The 20,365-nt window shown below is 69.4% G+C and carries 14 protein-coding genes; 7 read left to right on the top strand and 7 right to left on the bottom strand.

All coding sequences use genetic code 11. The features are described from left to right. Window positions 1-120: 120 nt before the first annotated feature. Entirely contained in the window at window positions 121-975 is an 855-nt protein-coding gene (gene panB, locus ABZV40_RS43975; protein WP_355455832.1) for a 3-methyl-2-oxobutanoate hydroxymethyltransferase, read from the bottom strand. A gap of 124 nt (window positions 976-1,099) precedes the next feature. Between panB and ABZV40_RS43970 the strand changes: the two genes are divergently transcribed. Further along, window positions 1,100-1,462, top strand: a complete 363-nt coding sequence (locus ABZV40_RS43970) for a VOC family protein (RefSeq protein WP_355455830.1) — start codon at window positions 1,100-1,102, stop codon at window positions 1,460-1,462. 59 nt (window positions 1,463-1,521) lie between these two features. After that, window positions 1,522-2,031 carry a CAP domain-containing protein gene (locus ABZV40_RS43965; RefSeq protein ID WP_355455828.1) on the top strand — a complete coding sequence of 170 codons (510 nt, stop codon included), beginning with the start codon at window positions 1,522-1,524 and terminating at the stop codon, window positions 2,029-2,031. Here the strand turns inward: ABZV40_RS43965 and ABZV40_RS43960 are convergent. Beyond that, window positions 2,025-2,867, bottom strand: a complete 843-nt coding sequence (locus ABZV40_RS43960) for an alpha/beta hydrolase (RefSeq protein WP_355455826.1) — start codon at window positions 2,865-2,867, stop codon at window positions 2,025-2,027. The two genes, ABZV40_RS43965 and ABZV40_RS43960, sit on opposite strands and share 7 nt — an antisense overlap. A gap of 21 nt (window positions 2,868-2,888) precedes the next feature. Here ABZV40_RS43960 and lysX point away from each other — a divergent pair, with 21 nt between their 5' ends. Next, complete coding sequence (gene lysX / locus ABZV40_RS43955; RefSeq protein WP_355455825.1) at window positions 2,889-6,131, top strand: bifunctional lysylphosphatidylglycerol synthetase/lysine--tRNA ligase LysX; 3,243 nt, start codon at window positions 2,889-2,891, stop codon at window positions 6,129-6,131. Between the two features lie 6 nt (window positions 6,132-6,137). Here the strand turns inward: lysX and ABZV40_RS43950 are convergent, their stop codons facing one another. From ABZV40_RS43950 to ABZV40_RS43940, 3 genes are all read right to left on the bottom strand, one after another. Then, window positions 6,138-6,785, bottom strand: a complete 648-nt coding sequence (locus ABZV40_RS43950; protein WP_355455823.1) for a response regulator transcription factor — start codon at window positions 6,783-6,785, stop codon at window positions 6,138-6,140. Window positions 6,786-6,787: 2 nt separating this feature from the next. Continuing rightward, window positions 6,788-7,978 carry a sensor domain-containing protein gene (locus ABZV40_RS43945; RefSeq protein ID WP_355455821.1) on the bottom strand — a complete coding sequence of 397 codons (1,191 nt, stop codon included), beginning with the start codon at window positions 7,976-7,978 and terminating at the stop codon, window positions 6,788-6,790. 126 nt (window positions 7,979-8,104) lie between these two features. Further along, complete coding sequence (locus ABZV40_RS43940) at window positions 8,105-9,817, bottom strand: NAD+ synthase (RefSeq protein WP_355455819.1); 1,713 nt, start codon at window positions 9,815-9,817, stop codon at window positions 8,105-8,107. A 29-nt stretch (window positions 9,818-9,846) separates the two neighbouring features. Here ABZV40_RS43940 and ABZV40_RS43935 point away from each other — a divergent pair, with 29 nt between their 5' ends. Continuing rightward, window positions 9,847-11,409, top strand: coding sequence for an alpha/beta hydrolase (locus tag ABZV40_RS43935; RefSeq protein WP_355455817.1), 1,563 nt, complete (start codon window positions 9,847-9,849; stop codon window positions 11,407-11,409). After that, window positions 11,409-12,932 (top strand): alpha/beta hydrolase, encoded by a 1,524-nt coding sequence (locus ABZV40_RS43930; RefSeq protein WP_355455815.1) that lies wholly within the window; start codon window positions 11,409-11,411, stop codon window positions 12,930-12,932. Before ABZV40_RS43935 ends, ABZV40_RS43930 begins: the two co-directional genes overlap by 1 nt. Here ABZV40_RS43930 and ABZV40_RS43925 read toward each other — a convergent pair. Both ABZV40_RS43925 and ABZV40_RS43920 read right to left on the bottom strand, forming a co-directional pair. Then, a complete protein-coding gene (locus ABZV40_RS43925) occupies window positions 12,887-14,407 on the bottom strand; it encodes an MFS transporter (protein ID WP_355455813.1) in 1,521 nt (506 codons plus the stop codon). The two genes, ABZV40_RS43930 and ABZV40_RS43925, sit on opposite strands and share 46 nt — an antisense overlap. After that, a complete protein-coding gene (locus tag ABZV40_RS43920; RefSeq protein WP_355455811.1) occupies window positions 14,407-15,042 on the bottom strand; it encodes an LppX_LprAFG lipoprotein in 636 nt (211 codons plus the stop codon). Before ABZV40_RS43920 ends, ABZV40_RS43925 begins: the two co-directional genes overlap by 1 nt. A 41-nt stretch (window positions 15,043-15,083) precedes the next feature. On the opposite strand from ABZV40_RS43920, the gene ABZV40_RS43915 reads away from it, so the two are divergent. After that, window positions 15,084-16,427 carry a glutamine synthetase family protein gene (locus ABZV40_RS43915; protein WP_355455809.1) on the top strand — a complete coding sequence of 448 codons (1,344 nt, stop codon included), beginning with the start codon at window positions 15,084-15,086 and terminating at the stop codon, window positions 16,425-16,427. Window positions 16,428-16,446: 19 nt separating this feature from the next. Next, complete coding sequence (locus tag ABZV40_RS43910) at window positions 16,447-19,977, top strand: FkbM family methyltransferase (RefSeq protein ID WP_355455807.1); 3,531 nt, start codon at window positions 16,447-16,449, stop codon at window positions 19,975-19,977. Window positions 19,978-20,365 lie beyond the last annotated feature (388 nt).

Genomic DNA, 20,365 nt, shown 5'->3' with positions numbered 1-20,365 from the left:
CCCGCATAGGGCCCTCCGCCCACGACCCGGACGCGTTGACCCTCTAGACCCCGAGTCGTGGCTACGCGGGGGCCCCCGCGTTCCCCACAGGGAAACGCGGGGCCCCCGCGTTCCTTCCGCTCAGTGGAAGGTGTGCTCCGGGCCCGGGAACTGGTGCCCGCGCACCTCGTTGGCGAACTCGGTCGCCGCGCCCAGCATGATGTTGCCGATGTCGGCGTAGCGCTTGACGAACCGGGGCGCCTTGCCGCGGTTCAGGCCCATCATGTCCTGCCAGACGAGCACCTGGGCGTCGGTGTCCGGGCCGGCGCCGATGCCGACGGTCGGGATGACCAGGTCGTGCGTGATCTGCTTCGCGACCTCGGCGGTCACCATCTCCAGCACGACCGCGAACGCGCCCGCCTCCTGCACCGCGAGCGCGTCGCGGACCACGGTGTCGTGGTTCTCGTGGCGCCCCTGCACGCGGTAGCCGCCGAGCTGGTGCTCGGACTGCGGGGTGAAGCCGATGTGCGCCATGACCGGGATGCCCGCGGCCGTGATCGCGCGGATGTGCGGCGCGAAGTAGGCGCCACCCTCCAGCTTGACCGCGTGCGCCTGGCCTTCCTTCATGAACCGCACCGCGGTCGCCACGGCTTGCTCGACCGACACCTGGTAGGAGCCGAACGGCAGGTCAGCAACCACGAGAGAGCGCTTGACCGAACGTGTCACCGCGCGTACCAGCGGCACGAGCTCGTCCACCGTGACCGGCAGCGAGGTCTCGTTCCCGTAGACGGTGTTCGACGCGGAGTCGCCGACCAGCAGGACGGGGATGCCGGCCTCGTCGAAGATCGAGGCGGTGAACGTGTCGTAGGCGGTGAGCATGGGCCACGGCTCGCCGCGTTCCTTCATCTCACGCAGGTGGTGGACGCGAACCCTCTTGGCGGGGGGCTTCTGGCCCGATCCGTTGCCGTAGGGCGCGGAAACTTCGGCAGTGGTCATCGTCGACCGTTCCTTTCCTCGAGGCCCACGTGGGTGGGTCCCCGGGCGCTTGTGCACGGTTGCCGAAGACCAGAGTGACACCGTTGGCCGGAAACGGGTTGCAGATGCGGTTACCGTCACACGCGTGGCTTCACGAATCACCGAACTGGTACTCGACTGCACCGATCCCGAGCGTCTCGCCGCCTTCTGGGGCGAGGTCCTGGGCTACGAGGTGCTCGACCGCGACGACGAATCGGTGGAGATCGGACCGCCGGACAAGCGCACCACGCTGCTGTTCCTGCGCAACCCGGACCGCAAGCTGCAGAAGCTCCGCCTGCACATCGACGTGAGGGCCACCGACCGCGACCAGGACGCCGAACTGGAGCGCCTGCTCGCGCTCGGCGCCACGCGTGCCGACATCGGCCAGGGTGACGACGTGAGCTGGTACACGCTCGCTGACCCGGAGGGCAACGAGTTCTGCCTGCTCAGCGGCCGCGTGGAGCCCTGAGCACCGTCCGGCCCGCATAATCGGCGCAGAGAACCGCAGCCGAGGAGGGCCTGGGCCAGATGCCACCCCGTCAGGAGCCGAAGGGACCGGTCCGGTTTCCGGCGGTGTCCGCGGCGCTCGGCGCTCCCCGGCGCACCTCCGCGCAGCAGGGCTCCGGTCGTGTCCGCACGGGTGCACGGGTGTCGTCCGCCCAGGTCTCCGCGGAGGACGCGGTGTTCTGGATCGTCAACGAGATCCGCAAGAAGGCGGGTCTGTCGCGGCTGGTCTCCGACGAACGGCTGCGTGCCGCGGCCAGGTCCCACAGCAGGGACATGGCCCGGCGCCGGTTCTGCGCTCACGTGAACCCGGACGGGGTGACGCCGGAGCAGCGCATGCGAGCGGCCGGCTTCCCGAACCCCGGTGGTGAGAACGTGGCATACGGGCAGGAGACGCCGCACGCGGTGATGACCGCCTGGATGGAGAGCCCGGGACATCGCGCGAACATCCTCAACCCGGAGTTCGCGACGATCGGGGTGGGCGTCGAGTTCGGCGCGGGCGGTCCGCACTGGACGCAGAACTTCGGCTACTGAGTCTCGGGCAGGCCTCTGAGGACCTCGCGGACGGCCATCACCACGGCATCCGGCCGGTCCATGTGAATCATGTGCCTGCTGCCGGGCACCAGCACGCTGCGCCCCCACGGCACGAGGGCGGCCAACGACCGGTGCTCCGGCCATATCCGCCGTCCGGCCGTGAGCACCAACCAAGGCACTTTGGGCAGCTCACGACGCTTGCGCAGGCGTTCCAGCGTCGCGACCTGACCGGGGTACGACGCGAGTTCCCACAGCACCGCCCGCGCCACGCCCGGCCGCCGGTAGACGAGTTGCACCAGGTCGGCGGGCGCCGGATCGGTCGTGCCCAGCGTCGAGGCCGCGGTCAGCAGGTTCCGCAACGAGTGCCCGAACCGCCGCGTGATCCGCGCGCCGAGCCACCTGCTGCCGAACGCCCGCAGCCCCTGCGCGACGACGGCGGCCAGGTCGAACGGCGCCCCGGCACCCGGCGTCTCGGTGTCCGGGTCCAGCAGCACGACCCCGTCGACCCGGTGCGGTCGCAGCCGCGCATAAGCCTCGACGTGCATGGACGCCATCGAATGTCCGATCAGGACCGCCCGCGGAACACCGCGCATCACCGCGTCCAGCACGGCCACCTCGCGCGCCAGCGACGGCCCGCGCAACGGCGGGCCGCTCATCCCGAGCCCCGGCCGGTCGAAGACGATCACCCGAGCGAGCGGCGTGAGCAGCTTCACGGTCCGGTCCCAGTCGAACCACGCTCCGCCCAGCCCTGAGCTGAGGATCACGACCGGCCGGTCGACACCTCCGGAGGAGGCGATATGCACCCGACCGGCTGAAGAGGGAATCATGGCGGTCATCGGCAGACCCTGGGAGTTGATGTGGCACCGGCGTGGAAGTGGAAGACCGCGGGCGCGATCGCGACCGTCGTGCAGCTCGCCGGCGTGTTGTCGCTGTTCAGACTGATCCTGCCGGAGGACAGCTGGTTCACCGACGTCGCCGACGGCATCGGGTACTTCTTCGGCCTGCCGATCGACGGCAACCTCTTCATCGCCCTGGTGTTCTTCGTGCTGGGCGCCGCGTTGCGCAGGCACAAGCGAGCAGCGTTCTGGGCGTTGCTGCTGTTCCAGGTGAGCGGCCTGCTGCTGGTCGGCTTCATCATGGTCATCTTGGCGCTCGCACCTGAAGAAGTCCTGGATGAGGGCGAACAGCCGCATTGGGTGTTTCTCAGCGCGGGCTTCGCGACGTCGATGTTGTTCGTGGTGCTGCTGTGGATCGTGCGCGAGGGGTTCCCCGCCCGGCTGGCCCGCGGTGCGTGGCGGCGGGCGCTCACGTCGTTCGTGCTGGGCATGATCGGGTTGGTGCTCATCGGCTGGGGTCTGGCCGAGGTCTTCCCCGGCAGGCTGGTCGTGCCGACCGACAAGCTGGTGTGGGCGGCGAACCAGGCCACGGGTGAGGTCGTCCGGCTGGGACGGCTGGACATCCCCGAGGGACCGCAGTGGCTGAGCGTGGTCCTGGGCCTCGGCGGCACGCTGGTCGCGATCCGCGCGATGTACGTGTTCTTCCGCGGCGTCCGCACCCAGAACATGATCACGCCGGAGCAGGAGCTCGACCTGCGCCGGCTGCTGGCCTCCGACGGCGAGCCCGACTCGCTGGGCTACTTCGCGACCCGGCGTGACAAGAGCGTGGTGTTCGCGGCCTCCGGGCGGGCGGCGCTGACCTACCGGTTGATCGGTGGCGTGACCCTGGCCTCCGCCGACCCGATCGGTGACGAGGAGGCCTGGCCGGAAGCCGTGCTGGCGTGGCTGTCCGAGGCGCGCACCTACGGCTGGATGCCGGGTGTGCTGGGCGCGTCCGAACGCGGTGCGCAGGTCTACGCCGACGCCGGGCTCAAGGCGCTGGAGATCGGTGACGAGGCGATCCTGGACGTCCGCGAGTTCAACCTCGCCGGTCCGGAACGGCGCGGCCTGCGCCAGGCGGTGTCGAGGGTGGAACGCGCCGGGTACACCACGAGGGTCCGCCGCCACAGCGAGATCTCGCCGGACGAGATGGCGTCCATTCTGGACCTCGCGCAGGCGTGGCGGGGTGCCGAGACCGAGCGCGGCTTCTCGATGGCGCTGGGGCGCCTGGGAGATCCGAGCGACGGCCGGTGCGTGATGGTCGAGGCCTATGACGCTTCCGGTGCGCTGCGCGGGTTGCTGTCGTTCGTGCCGTGGGGCCGTCGTGGCGTGTCGCTGGACCTGATGCGGCGCGACAGGTCCGCGGAGAACGGCCTGAACGAGTACATGGTCGCCCAGCTCGCGGCCGCCGCCGGCCACCTCGGCGTGCACCGCATCTCGTTGAACTTCGCGATGTTCCGCGCGGTGTTCGAGGAGGGCGAGAAGATCGGTGCCGGTCCGGTGCTGCGGGCGTGGCGGCGGGTGCTCTCGCTGGCGTCGCGGTTCTTCCAGCTGGAGTCGCTCTACCGGTCGAACGCCAAGTACCTGCCGGAGTGGGAGCCGAGGTTCCTGTGCTACCAGAGCTCTCGGTCGTTGCCCCTGGTCAGCATCGCGGCCGGGGTCGCGGAAGGTTTCGTGCCGTCACTGCGGTCGTTGCGCAAGCGCGCGCTGCAGAAGACGGACGTGAGCACCGAGTTCGCCCTGAAGGTCGCCGAGATCGACGCGATCCGCGTCGAACCGAAGCCGGTGCGGCGTCCCGAACAGGTCCGGGTCCGGATCGCGAAGGTCGAACGGCTGGTCGCCACGGGCGTCGACCCGTACCCGGTGGGGTTCGACCGGACGCATCTCCTGGCGGCGGCCCGGGAACGCTTCGGCGAGGACGTCTCGGTCACCGGACGCGTGGTGGCACTGCGGGAGATGGGCAAGCTGTGCTTCGCGCGGCTGCGGGACTTCAGCGGTGAGATCCAGCTGATGCTGACCGTCGACTCGCTCGGTTCCGCGCTGGCGTCCTGGAAGTCCGATGTGGACCTCGGTGACCACGTCGGCGTGACCGGCCGCGTGATCAAGTCCGACCACGGCGAGATCTCCGTGCTGGCGACGTCGTGGACGATGACCGCGAAGTGCCTGCACCCGTTGCCGGACAAGCGGAAGGGCTTCACCGACCCGGAGGCCCGCGTCCGCCAGCGCTACCTCGACCTGGTGGTCAACTCCGACTCGGCGCACCTGCTGAAGCTGCGCAGCGACGTCGTCCGCAGCGTGCGCGAGTTCCTGCACTCCCACGAGTACCTCGAAGTCGAGACGCCGATGCTGCAGGCCGTGCACGGCGGCGCGAACGCCAGGCCGTTCGTCACCCACATCAACGCCTACGACATGCGGATGTACCTGCGGATCGCGCCGGAGCTGTACCTGAAGCGCCTGTGCGTCGCGGGCGTGGACCGGGTGTTCGAGCTGAACCGCAACTTCCGCAACGAGGGCGCGGACGCCACGCACAACCCCGAGTTCACGATGCTGGAGGCCTACCAGTCCTATGCGGACTACCGGGTCATGCTCGACCTGGCGCGCGAGCTGATCCAGCACGCCGCGCGCACGGCGTTCGGCTCCGAGGTGGCGGCACGCCCGGACGGCATGTTCGACCTGTCGGGACAGTGGCCGGTGATCCCGGTCTACACGGCGGTGTCCACGGCCTTGGACGCGGTGGTCACCCCGGACACGTCGGTCTCGGAGCTGCGGTCGCTGCTCGCCGCGCGCGACGTCGAGATCAACGACGACTGGGACCACGGCCGGCTCGTGCAGGAGGCGTACGACTCGTTCGTCGAACCGGCGACCGTCGGCCCGACCTTCTACATCGACTTCCCGACCTCGGTGTCACCGCTGACCCGTCAGCACCGCGTCGACCCGCGCCTGGCCGAACGGTGGGACCTCGTCGCGTTCGGCGCGGAGATCGGCACCGCCTACTCGGAGCTGACGGACCCGCTGGAGCAGCGCCGGCGGTTGGAGGCGCAGTCGCTGAAGGCCGCGTCCGGTGACGTCGAGGCGATGGAGCTGGACGAGGACTTCCTGCGGGCGCTGGAGCACGGCATGCCGCCGACGGGCGGGCTCGGGATGGGCGTCGACCGGTTGCTGATGATGCTGACCGGTACGTCGATCCGGCAGACCGTGCTGTTCCCGTTCGTGCGGCCCCAATGATCTGGCTCAGTGATCGAGGTAGGCGAGGACGGCCTGGACGCGCCGGTCGCCCGAGCCGTCCTCGCTGTTGAGCCCGAGCTTCAGGAACACGTTCCCGATGTGCTTGTGCACGGCCCCAGCGCTGATGACCAGCCGTTCGCCGATGGCGGCGTTCGACAACCCCTCCGCCATCAACCCGAGCACCTCGCGCTCACGGGGTGACAGCACGCTGAGCGCGTCATCGGCCTTGCGCCGCACCAGCAGCTGCGACACGACCTCGGGATCGAGCGCCGTGCCTCCCGCCGCGACCCGGTGCAGCGAGTCGAGGAAGTCCGCGACCTTGCCGACACGTTCCTTCAGCAGATAGCCGACGCCGCCATGAGTGCCCGCCAACAGTTCGTGCGCGTAGCTCTGTTCGACCCACGCCGACAGCACCAGCACGGCGAGCTTCGGGTGCCGCCGTCGTGCTTCCACGGCGGCCCTCAAGCCCTCGTCCGTGAACGTTGGTGGCATCCGCACGTCGACAACGGCGATGTCCGGCTCGTGTTCGGCCACGGCGGAGAGGAAGTCGTCCGGGTTGTCCGTGGCCGCCGCCACGTCGAGGCCTTCGTTGCGCAACAACAACGTCAGCCCTTCACGGAGGAGGGCGTCGTCCTCGGCGATCACGATGCGCATGGTCACTTCTCCACTGGTAGCACGACGGTGAGCACGGTAGGGCCGCCCTCGGGACTGCTCACGTCCGCGGTGCCGTCCAGCGCCGCCACCCTGCCCCGAATGCCGTCCAACCCCGTTCCCCGCTTCTCGTCCGCGCCGCCCTTGCCGTCGTCGTGCACCACGACCGTGAGCTTCTGACCGCTGACCCCCAGGCTGACCCACGCGTGCCGCGCCCCGCTGTGCTTGGCCACGTTCGTGAGCGCCTCGGCCACCGCGAAGTACGCCGCCGCCTCCACCGCCGCGGGCAGCCGTCCGAGGTGCTCGGCGTGCAGCACGCACGGCACCGGGCAGCGCGCAGCCAGCGCCTGGATCGCCCCGTCCAGCCCCAGGTCCTCCAGCACCGGCGGGTGAATGCTCCGCACGACGTTGCGCAGCTCCTCCAGCGCGTCGCCCGCCGCGTCCTGCGCCCTGAGCAACGCCTGGAGCGCGCCGCCGGGGTTCTGCCGCAGCGTCCGTTCCGCGATGCCGAGCATCATCACCACCCCGACCAGCTTGTTCTGCGTGCCGTCGTGCAGGTTCCGCTCGATGCGCCGCAGCTCGGCGCCGTGCGCCTGCAGCGCGGCGGCCCTGGTCGCGACGACCTCGGCGAGCCTCTTCTCCAGCGACGCGCGCGGCGGCGCCAGCAGCGTCCGCGCCAATCGCGCGTCCAGGTCGGCCAGGCGCGGCAGCTGGGTCAGGAGGAGCGCGAGCACGAGCGCGATCGGCACGCTCAGCAACGCCTCGCCCCACGAGTTGACGTGGACGCCGAACGAGTTCTCGATCCCACCGGGCACCACCCACCAGAGCAGCGGCACGAACGGCTGCTGCACCAGCGACCCCACCAGCCCGACGGCCACCGCCCCGAACAGCGTGCCGAAGAGGGCGTGCATCACCAGCCACGACCCGTCGCGCCGGCTGTCCGGGTCCGCCAGCACCCGCTGCGCCCGGTGCAGCCACGGCCCGTCGAGCGGCTCGGGCGACGGGAACGAGACCCCGGTGAACCGCGCGAGCCGCTGCCGGTCGGCGTCCACGATCCGACGGATCAGCGGCGCCGTGAGGGGCAGCAACGGCAGGATGACCACCGACAGCAGCAGCACACCCAACGCGAGCCACGACGCGATGGCCGTCAGCAGCCCGGTCGCCAGGTACGCCAGCGCCGCCCAGATCCGTCTCATGCGGTCAACCTAGCCAGCCGACCAGGCCGCCCGCGGTAGAGCAGGCTCCACTTCAAGTGCACGCGGGGAGCTTTCGTTCACTCCTGGCGCACGCGGGGGCCCCGCGTGCCGTCCGGAAGCGCGGTGTCAGCCCTCGCGCCAGCCGTTGGTGATGGGCAGGCGCCGGTCGCGGCCGAACGCCTTGTTGGAGATCTTCGTGCCCGGCGGGTACTGCCGGCGCTTGTACTCGGCCTTGTCGACCATCCGCAGCACCCGGTCCACCAGCTCCGGGGCGAACCCGGCGGCGATCAGGTCGTCGTAGCCGCGGTCGCCGTCGACGTACTGGGTGAGCAGCGAGTCCAGCAGCTCGTAGTCGGGCAGCGAGTCGGTGTCGACCTGGCCGGGCCGCAGCTCGGCCGACGGCGGCTTGGTGATCGAGTTCTCCGGGATCGGCGGCACCTCGCCGCGCTTCTCCGCCTCGTCGTTGCGCCAGCGCGCCAGGCCCCAGACCAGCGTCTTGAACACGTCCTTGATCGGGGCGTAGCCGCCGACCGCGTCGCCGTAGATCGTCGAGTAACCGACGGCGAGCTCGGACTTGTTGCCGGTCGCGAGCACCAGGTGACCGTGCTGGTTGGACAACGCCATCAGCAGCATGCCGCGGCACCGCGCCTGGATGTTCTCCTCGGCCAGACCGGTCAGCGAAAGCTGAGAAACATAAGTCGACACCATCTCGCCGATCGGCTCGGTGCTGAAGTGCAGGCCGGTGCGCGCCGCCATGTCGGAGGCGTCCGAACGGGAGTGTTCGGACGAGTAGGAGGACGGCATCGACACGCCGTAGACCGAGTCGGCCCCCAACGCGTCAACGGCCAGAGCAGCCACAACGGCAGAGTCGATGCCACCGGACAGACCGAGCACAACGGACCGGAACCCGTTCTTGTGCACGTAGTCGCGCAAACCGGTGACCAGCGCGTGCCACACCTCTGCCTCATCGGACAACGGCTCGAACACCCGCGGCGCCGGCAACGGCTCGTAGGCGGGCACGGCGTCGGACAGGAAGACCCGGCGCACGTAGAAGTCGCCGATCTGACCCTGCTCGTACGAGCCACCGCCCGGCAGGTCGAAGTCGACGAGCATCAGGTGCTCGACGAACTGCGGCGCCCGCCCGATCAGCTGCCCGTCGGCGGACACGACCAGCGAGTCGCCGTCGAACACCAGCTCGTCCTGCCCGCCGACCAGGTTGCAGTAGGCGAGCGGCGCACCGGCCTCGGCGGCCCGGCGCACCACCAGCGGCAGCCGCAGGTCGTCCTTGTTGCGCTCGTACGGTGACGCGTTCGGCGAGACCACCAGGTCGACGCCGGCGTCACCGAGCGCGGTGATCGGGCCGCCGTCCTGCCACAGGTCCTCGCAGATCACCATGCCGACCTCGACACCGTTGATCCGCACGATGTCCAGCGACGATCCCGGCTTGAAGTACCGCCGCTCGTCGAACACGCCGTAGTTGGGCAGGTGGTGCTTGCTCTGCCGCGCCACGACACGCCCTCCGGACAGCACGGCCACGGCGTTGCGCGGACCCACCGAGTCGTGCTCCAGGTACCCCACGACCGCGGCGACGTCGCCCAGGCCGGACGAGTCCAGCGTGGCGGCCAGCGCCTCCAGGGCCTCGGCGGAGGCGCGGGCGAACGACGTGCGGATCGCCAGGTCCTCGACCGGGTAGCCGGTCAGCACCATCTCGGGGAACACCACGAGGTGCGCGCCGCCTTCACGGGCCTTGCGCGTCCACTCCACGACCAACGACGCATTGCCGGAAAGGTCGCCAACAGTGGCGTTGACCTGGGCGAGCGCGATGCGAAGCTGCGGCATGCCCTCATCATCTCCCATACCATCGGGCTGTGGTCCGTCTCTTGAGCGTGTTGCTCGTCATTCCCCTTCTCGCCTCGTGCACGTCGATCCTCGAAGGGACGGCCAAGCCCGGCGTGACCTTCGAAAAACCCGGTCCGGCCGGGACAGTCCCCACCGGTCTGGAGAAGTTCTACGGCCAGCAGCTCGCGTGGCAGGACTGCGCGCCGTTCGCCACGACCGGGTCGAGCAGGCAGGCGTACGGCAGCAAGCGCGACGTCGAGTGCACCCGGCTGCAGGTCCCGCTCGACTACTCCAAACCGGACGGCGACACGATCACCATCGGCGTCCTGCGCTACCGGGCCACCGGCCAGAAGATCGGATCGTTGCTGATCAACCCCGGTGGGCCCGGCGGTTCCGGGATGGCGTCGGCCGCGGGCATGGTGGCGGACTACCACAAGACCGAGCTCGCCAAGCGGTTCGACCTGATCGGGTTCGACCCGCGGGGCATCGGCGCGAGCGAGCCGGAGGTGAAGTGCCTCACCGGACCGGAGCGCGATGCCGAGCGTTTGGACCTCGACGTTGATACGAGCGCGGAGGGAATCGCCCAAACGGAGCAGGAGAACAAGGCGTATGCCGGGAAGTGTGCCGCCGGGACAAAATTCGGGGCGGCAATGCTCGCCAACATGGGCACGCGGGACGTAGTTAAGGACATGGATGTCCTTCGCTCTGCGCTCGGCGACGCGAAGCTGACCTATGTCGGTTACTCGTACGGGACCCGCATAGGCACGGAGTACGCCGAGACCTTCCCCCAGAACGTGCGTGCGCTCATCCTCGACGGAGCCGTGGACCCGACCCAGGACCAGCTCGCGTCGCTGGTCGCCCAGGCAGCGGGCTTCCAGAAGGCGTTCGACGAGTTCGCGAAGTGGTGCCGGGAGAAGCGGGACTGCCCACTCGGTGACAACGCCAACGCGAGCTTCCGCCAGCTGACCACCCCGTTGATCCAGAAGCCGGTCGACGTGGGCAACCGCAAGCTGTCGTACAACGACGCGATCACCGCCGCGATCCAGGCGATGTACTCGCAGCAGCTCTGGCCGTTGCTGCTGGACGGCCTCAACGAGCTGAAGAAGGGCCGCGGCACCACGCTGCTGCGTCTCGCCGACGCGTACTTCGACCGTGACGACCAGGGCAACTACTCGACCATCACGGACGCGTTCAACGCCGTGCACTGCGTCGACGACCCACGGCTGACGGACAAGAACGCGCTGTTGGAGACCGCGAAGAAGTACAAGGAGGCGGCGCCGTTCCTCGACGACGGCAACCCGCCCGGCGCCCCGCTCGACGCGTGCGCGTTCTGGCCGGCCCCCGTCACCGGCCGCACCGACCCGCCCAAGGCCGACGGCATCCCGCCGCTGCTGATCATCTCCACGACCAAGGACCCCGCCACCCCGTACGAGGCGGGCGTGAACCTGGCCAAGGCGCTCAACTCGCGGCTGCTCACGTTCGAAGGCGTCCAGCACACGGTCTTCCTGCAGGGCGAGAAGTGCGTGGATGACATCGGCGTGAAGTACCTGATCGACCAGACGCTGCCCGCCGACGGAACCCGGTGCGCCTAATGACGAAGAGGCGATCCCGAGTCACCGCAGCCTTGTTCGCCTTGATCGTCGTGCTCGGCACGTCCACGTCCTACGCGCGCATCGACGGCTCACCCGTCGCCGCGCGGAAGGGCTTAGCGCGCTTTTACGAGCAGGTGTTGTCGTGGGGCGCCTGCCAGCCCTACGCGACCGACGCGAAGAGCAAGGGCCTGTTCGAGCGTGAAGGCATCCAATGTGCGCGGTTGCAGGTCCCGCTCGACTACGCGAACCCGGACGCCGGGACGATCAGCGTCGCCCTGTTGCGCCGGCCCGCCGCCGACCAGGGCCGCAGGGTCGGCACCCTGGTGGTGAACCCCGGTGGTCCCGGTGGTTCGGGCATGGCGCACGTCGCGAACATGCAGCCGAACAACCCGGTCAGCAAGCGGTTCGACGTGGTGGGCTTCGACCCGCGCGGTGTCGGTGCCAGCGTGCCTCGCGTGCAGTGCCTCACCGACGCGGAACGGGACGCGCAACGCCTGCGCCCCAAGGGGGAGACCGCGGACGCCGTCGAGACGGAGAACCGGTTCTTCGTCGAGAAGTGCGCCGAGCGCACCGGCATCGACCTGCTCCGCAACGTCGGCACCCGTGACGTCGTGAGGGACGTCGACGTGCTGCGAGGTGCGTTGGGCGAGAAGAAGCTGACGTACCTCGGTTACTCATACGGCACGCGCATCGGCACGTTGTACGCCGAGATGTACCCGCGCAACGTGCGCGCGATGGTGCTCGACGGCGCGGTGGACGTCGACGGCGACAAGGTGGCCGCGTCGGCACGGCAGGCGCAGGGCTTCGAGGAGGCGTTCCAGCGGTTCGCGGGCTGGTGCGCGCAACGCGACTGTCCCATCGGGAAGGACACGGCGGTCGCGGAGTCGAAGTTCCGGCAGATGATCGAGCCGCTGAAGAAGGCCCCGATGCCGGTCGGCGAACGCAAGCTGTCCTACTCGGACGCGAACACCGCCATCATCCAGGCGATGTACACGGACCGTCTGTGGGAAACGGCGCTGAAAGGTCTGCAGGAGCTCAAGCAGAACAAGGGAGCAACGCTGCTGCAGCTCGCCGACCAGTACCTCGGCCGCGCCCAGGACGGCTCCTACTCACGAATCCAGGACGCGTTCGTGGCGATCCGCTGCGTCGACGAGCCACCGGTGAAGGACCGCGCCGAGCTGGAGTCCAACCGCCGGAGGCTGTTGGAGATCCTCGGCAACGACACGGTCCCCACCGACGAGACCGCGCTCGGACCGTGCGCGTTCTGGCCGGCCCCGCACACCTCGGAACCGCATCCGCCGAAGGTGCAGGGACTCCCGCAGGTGCTGGTGATCTCGACGACCGGTGACCCCGCGACGCCCTACCAGTCCGGTGTGGACCTCTCCCGGGCGCTCGGGGCGAGACTGCTGACGTACAACGGAAACCAGCACACGGCGTTCCTCGCGGGCATTGGCTGCGTGGACGGCGTGGGCACGAACTACCTGGTGGACCTGAGACTGCCGGAGACGGACGCGGTCTGCTGACGGGAAGCACGAGCGGGGAGGAGGACCGAACCCAGCGCTCCGAGCGCGCAGATCACCGCCGTGATCAGGAAGATCTCGTGGTACTCGGTGAGCAGCGCCTCGGTGAGCCTGCGCTGGTACTCGGCCAGCTGCTGCTGGTAGACGGCTTTCTCGACCCCGAACGGCAGCGGGGTGTTCAGGCCTGCCGTGAGCTCCTGGAACCGGTGCAGTCCCCACGCGGACAACGCCGCCACACCGACGAGCATGCCCGTCATGCGAGCGACGACGACGAACGCCGATGCCACGCCGTGACGGACTGACGGCACGACACGCAGCACAGCACCGGACAACGGCGCGATGACCAGGCCCAGCCCGAAACCGGCGACGGCGAGGTCACGCGTCAACGCGAACCCGCTGACGTCGGCCGGCCACTGGGCGATGAAGACGTACGACACCGCGGCGATCGCGAGACCACCGAAGGACACCCACCGGTCGCCCAGCCGTTGCGCCAACCATCCACCCAGGACGGCACCGACGGGCAGCGCGACCAGGAACCGCGTCAGCAACGTCGCCGCGGCGGCCGAGTCTCGGCGCAACACGGTCTGCGCGAACAGCTCCACGTCGACCAGCGTCACCATCAACGCCGCACCGGCCGCGAGCGACACCCCGAGCACGGCCCAGAAGGGCCGCCACCGCACACCCTCGGGATCGATGAGCCGCACGGCAGAACGGCGTTCCCAGAGGAAGAACGCCGCGAAAACCACGAACGCGGCGATGAGCACCGGCCAGCCCCACGACGGCAGCACGGACTCCGCGGGCTTCGGGTTGTAGAGCCCGACCACCAGCAGCGACAACGCGAGAGCGAGCAACGCCCCACCGACGACGTCGATGCGGACCTCACGCCGTGTGTTCGGCACGGTCCGTTGCACGATCACCATCGCGATGACCGCCAACGGGACGTTCACCCAGAACACCCACCGCCAGCTCTGCGGTTCCCACGCCTCGAACAACGGCATCGCGTTGAACAGCGACGCAACGCCGATGCCGTACAGCGTGCCGAGGACAGACCCCAGCTCCTGTGCGGCACCTACGGTCCCGAGAGCGGTCGACCGCCGGTGCTCCTCCCACAGGTCCGCGACCAGAGCCATGGTGACCGGTAGCAACGCGCCACCGGCCAGGCCCTGCACCACGCGCCCGGTGACCAGCATCGGCTGTTCGGCGGCCGACGCCGTGATCACCGAGCCGACCAGGAACCCGAGCAGCGACACCTGCAGCACGAACCGGCGTCCCAGCCGGTCCGACAGCTGGCCGAGCAACGGCATGCCCGCGACGTACCCGAGCAGGTAGCCGGTGACGATCGGGGTCGCGTCCTCCAGCCGGTTCAGGGGGATTTCGAGATCGCGCACCATGTCGGTGAGGACACCGACGACGACGTACGCGTCGAGCGCACCGAGCAGGACGGCCGCGCCGGACGCGGCGAGCGCGACTCTGCGCATTATGCGGGCGCCGTGACCGTGACGGGCTTGTCGAAGTCCGCGAGTCCGATGTCGACCTTCTGACCACCGGGCAGCTCGAACAACGCGCTCTTGAGCTTGTTGTCCTTGTCGAGGGAGAAGGTCGACTTCACGTCCGCGGAGATGCCGGGCACCAGACCGGCCGCGACGTCCTTCGGCACGGTCGCCTCGACCACCGACACGTCACCGGAGGACTTGGTCTTCGGGTCCTTCGCGCTGGCCAGCACCTTCGCCACGCCCTTGTCCGGGTTCAGGATCGCGGACGGGTCGTACACCTGGCCCGCGAACGCCGCCGGCAGCTTGGTGAACCCGCCGGTCGGGCCCTTGAAGTGCAGGTTTCCGCCGGTCAGCACGTACTCGATCGACAGCAGCTGCCCGCCGAACGTGACCTTCGCCGTGCCCTTCGACTCGCCGGCGGACGTGAGGTCGCCGACCGCCTCCTTCACCGGGACGTCCGGCAGCTCGCCGTCCACCTTGACGGTGAAGTGGACGGTCTTGACCGAGCGCATCGACTCGGCCGACTTGGAGAGCAATGTCGCACCATCGGGGAGATCTCCACCGGACGTGCAGCTCGTGAGCAGGGCGAGTGCGCAAACCAACAACCAACGGGCGGACATGCGTTGATCGTAGAGAGTCTCCAGCCCTTAAGCTGCGCCCTATGGACCGCCAGCAGGAGTTCGTGCTCCGCACGCTCGAGGAACGCGACATCCGGTTCGTCCGGCTCTGGTTCACCGACGTCCTGGGCTTCTTGAAGTCCGTGGCGGTCGCACCGGCCGAGCTCGAGGGCGCCTTCAGCGAGGGCATCGGGTTCGACGGCTCGGCGATCGAGGGCTTCGCCCGCGTCTACGAGTCGGACATGGTCGCGAAGCCGGACCCCGCCACGTTCCAGGTGCTGCCGTGGCAGACGCCGGAGGGCAGCAACTACTCCGCGCGCATGTTCTGCGACATCACCATGCCGGACGGGTCCCCGTCGTGGGCCGACCCGCGGCACGTGCTGCGCAGGACCCTGTCGAAGGCGAGCGAGGCCGGCTTCACCTGCTACGTGCACCCGGAGATCGAGTTCTTCCTGCTCAAGGGCCTGCCCGGCGACGGCAGCGAGCCCGAGCCCGCCGACAACGGCGGCTTCTTCGACCAGACCTCGCACGAGACCGCCACGCACTTCCGCCGCCACGCCATCGAGGCGCTGGAGGCCATGGGCATCTCCGTCGAGTTCAGCCACCACGAGGGCGCGCCCGGTCAGCAGGAGATCGACCTGCGCTACGCCGACGCGCTGACCATGGCGGACAACGTCATGACGTTCCGCTACCTGGTGAAGGAGGTCGCGATCACGCAGGGCGTGCGCGCCTCGTTCATGCCCAAGCCGTTCTCCGACCAGCCGGGGTCGGGCATGCACACGCACTTCTCGTTGTTCGAGGGCGACCGCAACGCGTTCCACGACGAGGAGGACCCGTACCAGCTGAGCGAGATCGGCAAGATGTTCGTCGCCGGTGTGCTCAAGCACGCGCGTGAGATCTCCGGTGTGACCAACCAGTGGGTGAATTCCTACAAGCGGTTGATCGTCGGCGGTGAGGCCCCCACGGCCGTGTGCTGGGGTCACGCCAACCGTTCGGCGCTGGTCCGTGTGCCGATGTACTCGCCGGGCAAGTCGTCGTCACGCCGCGTCGAGATCCGCTCGCTGGACTCCGCGTGCAACCCGTACCTGGCCTACTCGGTCATCCTGGCCGCGGGCCTGAAGGGCATCGAGAAGGGCTACGACCTGCCGCCGCCCGCCGAGGACGACGTGTGGTCGTTGACGGACCGGGAGAGGCGTGCGGCCGGCTACGCGAACCTGCCGCAGAACCTCGGCGAGGCCCTCACCGAGATGGAGAACTCGGAGCTGCTCCCCGAAGCGCTGGGCGAGCACGTCTACGACTTCTTCCTGCGCAACAAGCGGACGGAGTGGGACGCCTACCGGCGTAGCGTCACCCCGTACGAGTTGCGCACTCTTCTTCCCGTGCTGTGAGGCCGATACGTTGCTCTCCGTGACAGAGGTACCCGAGTTCCAGCCGGCGATCTGCGCGTGCACGGTCGCCACGGCTGCGGAACTGCCTGCGGTCAAGGTCCTGTCCAGCTCGTTCCTCGCGGAGCACCCCGAGGGCCGGTTCGTGGCGCTGGTCGTCGACGCGCAACCGGAGCACGCCGGCCCGGGGTTGATCACACCGCTGGAGATCGGCGTGCCCGAGGTCGAGCTGCACGTGCTCGCGACCTCGCTGGACGCCGCCGAGCTGAAGGCCGCGATCCTGCCGCGGCTGCTGGAGGCGCTGCTGTCGCAGGGCATGCCCGTGCTGTACCTGGACCCGTGGGTGCAGGTGTTCGGGTCGCTCACGAAGCTCGTGCTGGAGGCGTTGCGCAACGCACCAGTGGTGATGCTGCCGCGCACGTTGCGGCCGTTGCCGTCCGACGGGCTGCAGCCGGGCCCGGCCGAGCTGCACGAGCTGGGCGCGTTCGACCCCGGTTTCATCGCGGTCGGCGAAGGCGCCGAGCCCTACCTGAACTCGCTGGACATGCCCGCGATCGTGCCGCACCACGTGGTGCGCGACGCACGGGTCGGCCTGTCGGTGTGGAACGTCGCGGACCGGCCGTTGCACCGCACCGAGTCCGGGGCACTGGCGGTCGTCGGCCAGGACCTGCTGACCGTGCACTTCCGCGGGTTCGACCCGAAGCGGCCGTGGCTGCTGTCCGCCGACTTCGCGGAACGGCCGCGCGTGCTGCTCTCCGAGCACCCCGAGGTCGCCGAGCTGTGCACCGCGTACCGCGCTGAGCTGGTGCGCAACGGCTGGACCGTGGCGCCCGTGCCGTACCGGTTCGGCTCCCTGATCGACGGGACGGTGATCCCGTCCGAGCTGCGGGCCGACTACCGGGCCGCCTCGCCGACGCCGTTGCCGGCGTTCGGGGAAGACGGTGGTGGTGGGTTCCTCATCTGGGCGTGCGAGCCGACGGAGAACGGTGGCACCCGGTGGGCGGACGCGGTGTGGCGGGCCGACCCCGCGCTGCAGCAGCAGTTCCCGGCGCCGTTCGGTGCGGATGCCGATGCCTGGCGCGAGTGGTGTGCCGGAGTGGGGGTGGCGTCCGGGCGGCTGCCGGTGCCCGCCGTGCCGCAGCCTCGGTCGGAGGGTCCGGCGCTGCTGGACCAGCTCGGCGTGTCGGTCGTCGGATCGGGGCCGCTGGCGGAACTGATGCTCGCGGCGGCGCGCGCGTCCGGGCTGCCGGTGTCGACCTCGGCCGGATATCCCGTGGTGGTTCGCACTTCTGCTGACGACGAGGTGCCTGACGGGCGGTTCGTCGTCGAGGTCGCGTTGGACGCGACTGCCGCGGACGACCGCACGGGCGTGAACGAGCTTTGGCTGTCGTCGGATGTGTCGCGTGCCGCCGCCGAACGCATCGGCGGCCCGATCGTGCGTGTGGTGCCTGTGCCCGTGCACGACGTCGGCGCGCGCGAGCACACGTCTGGTGACGTGGTGGTGCTCGCGGCGATAGCGGACCACTCTCTCGACAGGCCCGGCAACGTGCTGGGTGCGGTGTCGGCGTTCCTGAGCGCGTTCCCGGACCGTTCGGACGTCGAACTGCGGATCGCCGTGTCCGGGGCGTTCGAGCACCCGGAGGCGGCCGAGCGACTGCGCCTGGCCACTGCCGCCGACCAGCGGATCTCGCTGGTCGAGGACGAGGACGTGTGCCTGACCGCCGACGCCGTGGTGTCGTTGCACCGCGGTGGCGCGGACGACCGGATCGCGCTGCGCCTGGCCAACCTGGCCGTGCGGGGGATCCCGATCGTGGCGTCCGATCACGGCGCTGTTGCCGAGCTGTTCGGCAAGACGGCGGTCCTCGTGCCGTGCCACCAGGGTGCCGAGCCGGACGTGCAGGCCGCGTCGCGGTTGCTGCGCTCACTGGCCGACGACCTGGCCACCGCCGAGGCGCTCGGTGCCGCTGCTCGTGAGCACGTGCTGGCCGTGCGGTCGGTCCCGCGCGTGGCGGAGCTGCTGCGCGAACGCGTCGAGCACGCGTACCGGGGATGGCGGGCGCGCCGGCCGAAGCCGAAGCCCGAGGTCGACCCGATGCTCGCGCTGCAGTCGGCCAAGCACGCGTTACTACGGCAGCCCAACGTGGACACGGCTCATCGGACACCGATGGCACCCGCGTTGCGCAAGGTCGTGTTGCGCGCGTTGGACCACTACGACAACCACATGCGCCAGGTGCTGCACACCCTGATCGACGGGGTCGAGCGCACCGTGTCCGAGCTGGTCGACCGGCAGGACGCGCTGAAGGCCGGGGTCGGCGCGGGCGAGCTGGAACTGCTGCGGGCCGAGGTCGAGCAGGTCGCGGAACGGCAGTCGCACTTCGGTGACCAGCTGGTCGGCGTCGACGACGGCGTTGTGCGCGTGCGCGCGGACATGGCCGGTCAGGGCCGTCGGCTGCGGGACGTCGAGGACGCGGTCGTGGCCGAGGCGGCCAAGCGCGCCAAGTCGAACGACGTCCTGGCCGAGCGGATCGACAAGCTCACGATCGCGCTGGACCGCACGCTGGACCGCATCGACACGCTGGAGTCGAAGGTCGTCGAGGTGTTCCGCGAGCGCGACTCGCGGCTCGACTCGGCGATCCGTGCGGCTCATCACGCGCAGCAGACTGCGGACGCGTTGCGTCGTGTCGTGGTTCGTCAGCACGAAGCCGCCGACAACGCGCCCGAGGTGCGTTCGTCGTTGGTGTTGTGCGACGCGGGCATGATGCGGCTGCCCGCCGACGACGCGTTCATGCTTCCGCTGTTGTCGTCCAACGGCGTGTGGGAGCCGGAGCTCGCAGAGCTGCTCGACTCTCTCGTGGAGCCGGACGGGATCTTCCTCGATGTCGGTGCGTACGTCGGGTATCACTCGATCAGGGTGTTGTCGCGGCTCGGCCTGATGGGTGCGGTGGTCGCCGTCGAGCCGGACGCCTCCGCCGCCGCGTTGTTGCGGCACAACGTCTTGGCGAACCTGCCGGCCGCAGTGGCCGCGCGGTTGACCGTGATCGAGGGTGCGGCCTGGGAGAGTGCCGGTGAGCTGGCTGTTTCGCCGACGCTGACCGGTGGTGTGGCCGTGTCGCCGCTGGCCGCCGACGCGGGGGAGGACGTCGCGCGGGTGAAGTCGGTGCGCCTGGACAAGGAGCTCGAAGGCATCGCCCTGGCGCAGGGCATGAAGCTTTCCGTCGTGCGGGTGGACACGCCCGGACGTGGGCATCGTGCTCTCGCGGGTCTCGTCCGGCTGTTGCGTCGCGACCGGCCGCACGTGTTCCTGGAGTTCTCGGCGACCGCGACCGCGGACTTCGGTGACGATCCGGTGACGGTCCTGAAGGAGTTCGGCATCTGGGGCTACGACCTGGTGCCGTTGGCCACCCGCCAGGCGGCCGCACCGGACCAGATCGTGAAGGCGATGGAGGGTCTGCGCTCCATCACCCTGTGGCTGCGGCCGCGTCCGGTTGGCGCCAAGCCGGCTGCTCCGACTCCGTCCGTGCCGATCAAGCAGCCCGCTGACCAGGCGATTTGACTTTGATCCTCCCCGTGAGTAACTTTCTCCAAGTCGCAAGCGAGACCCCGGAACGAGCGGTTGACACCGCGGATCGGGCCGGGTAAAGTCTCACGGCGTCAAACCCCCAGAAGTAAATGAACGGCCTACCGTGCTGTCCGGGATCTGAAAACGACCCCGATTTGACACCGGAAAAGCCGCTCAGATAACTTCTGAACCAAGCGAAAAACTGAATGCGAAGCGAGTTTGCGCTGAGCCGAAGAAGCCGGAACGGCCGATTTGACAAGCGAAAAACGAACGAGCTAAGCTTTCAACACAAGCCCCGAGAGAAACTCTCCGGAAACGGAGAATGGAACCGGTGAGCGCGTGTTCTTTGAGAACTCAACAGCGTGCCGAAACACAGCCAGTA

It is taken from the genome of Lentzea sp. NPDC004782, assembly GCF_040609115.1.
Taxonomy (GTDB): Bacteria; Actinomycetota; Actinomycetes; order Mycobacteriales; family Pseudonocardiaceae; genus Lentzea.
This window is presented reverse-complemented; position numbering and strand designations above follow the sequence as displayed.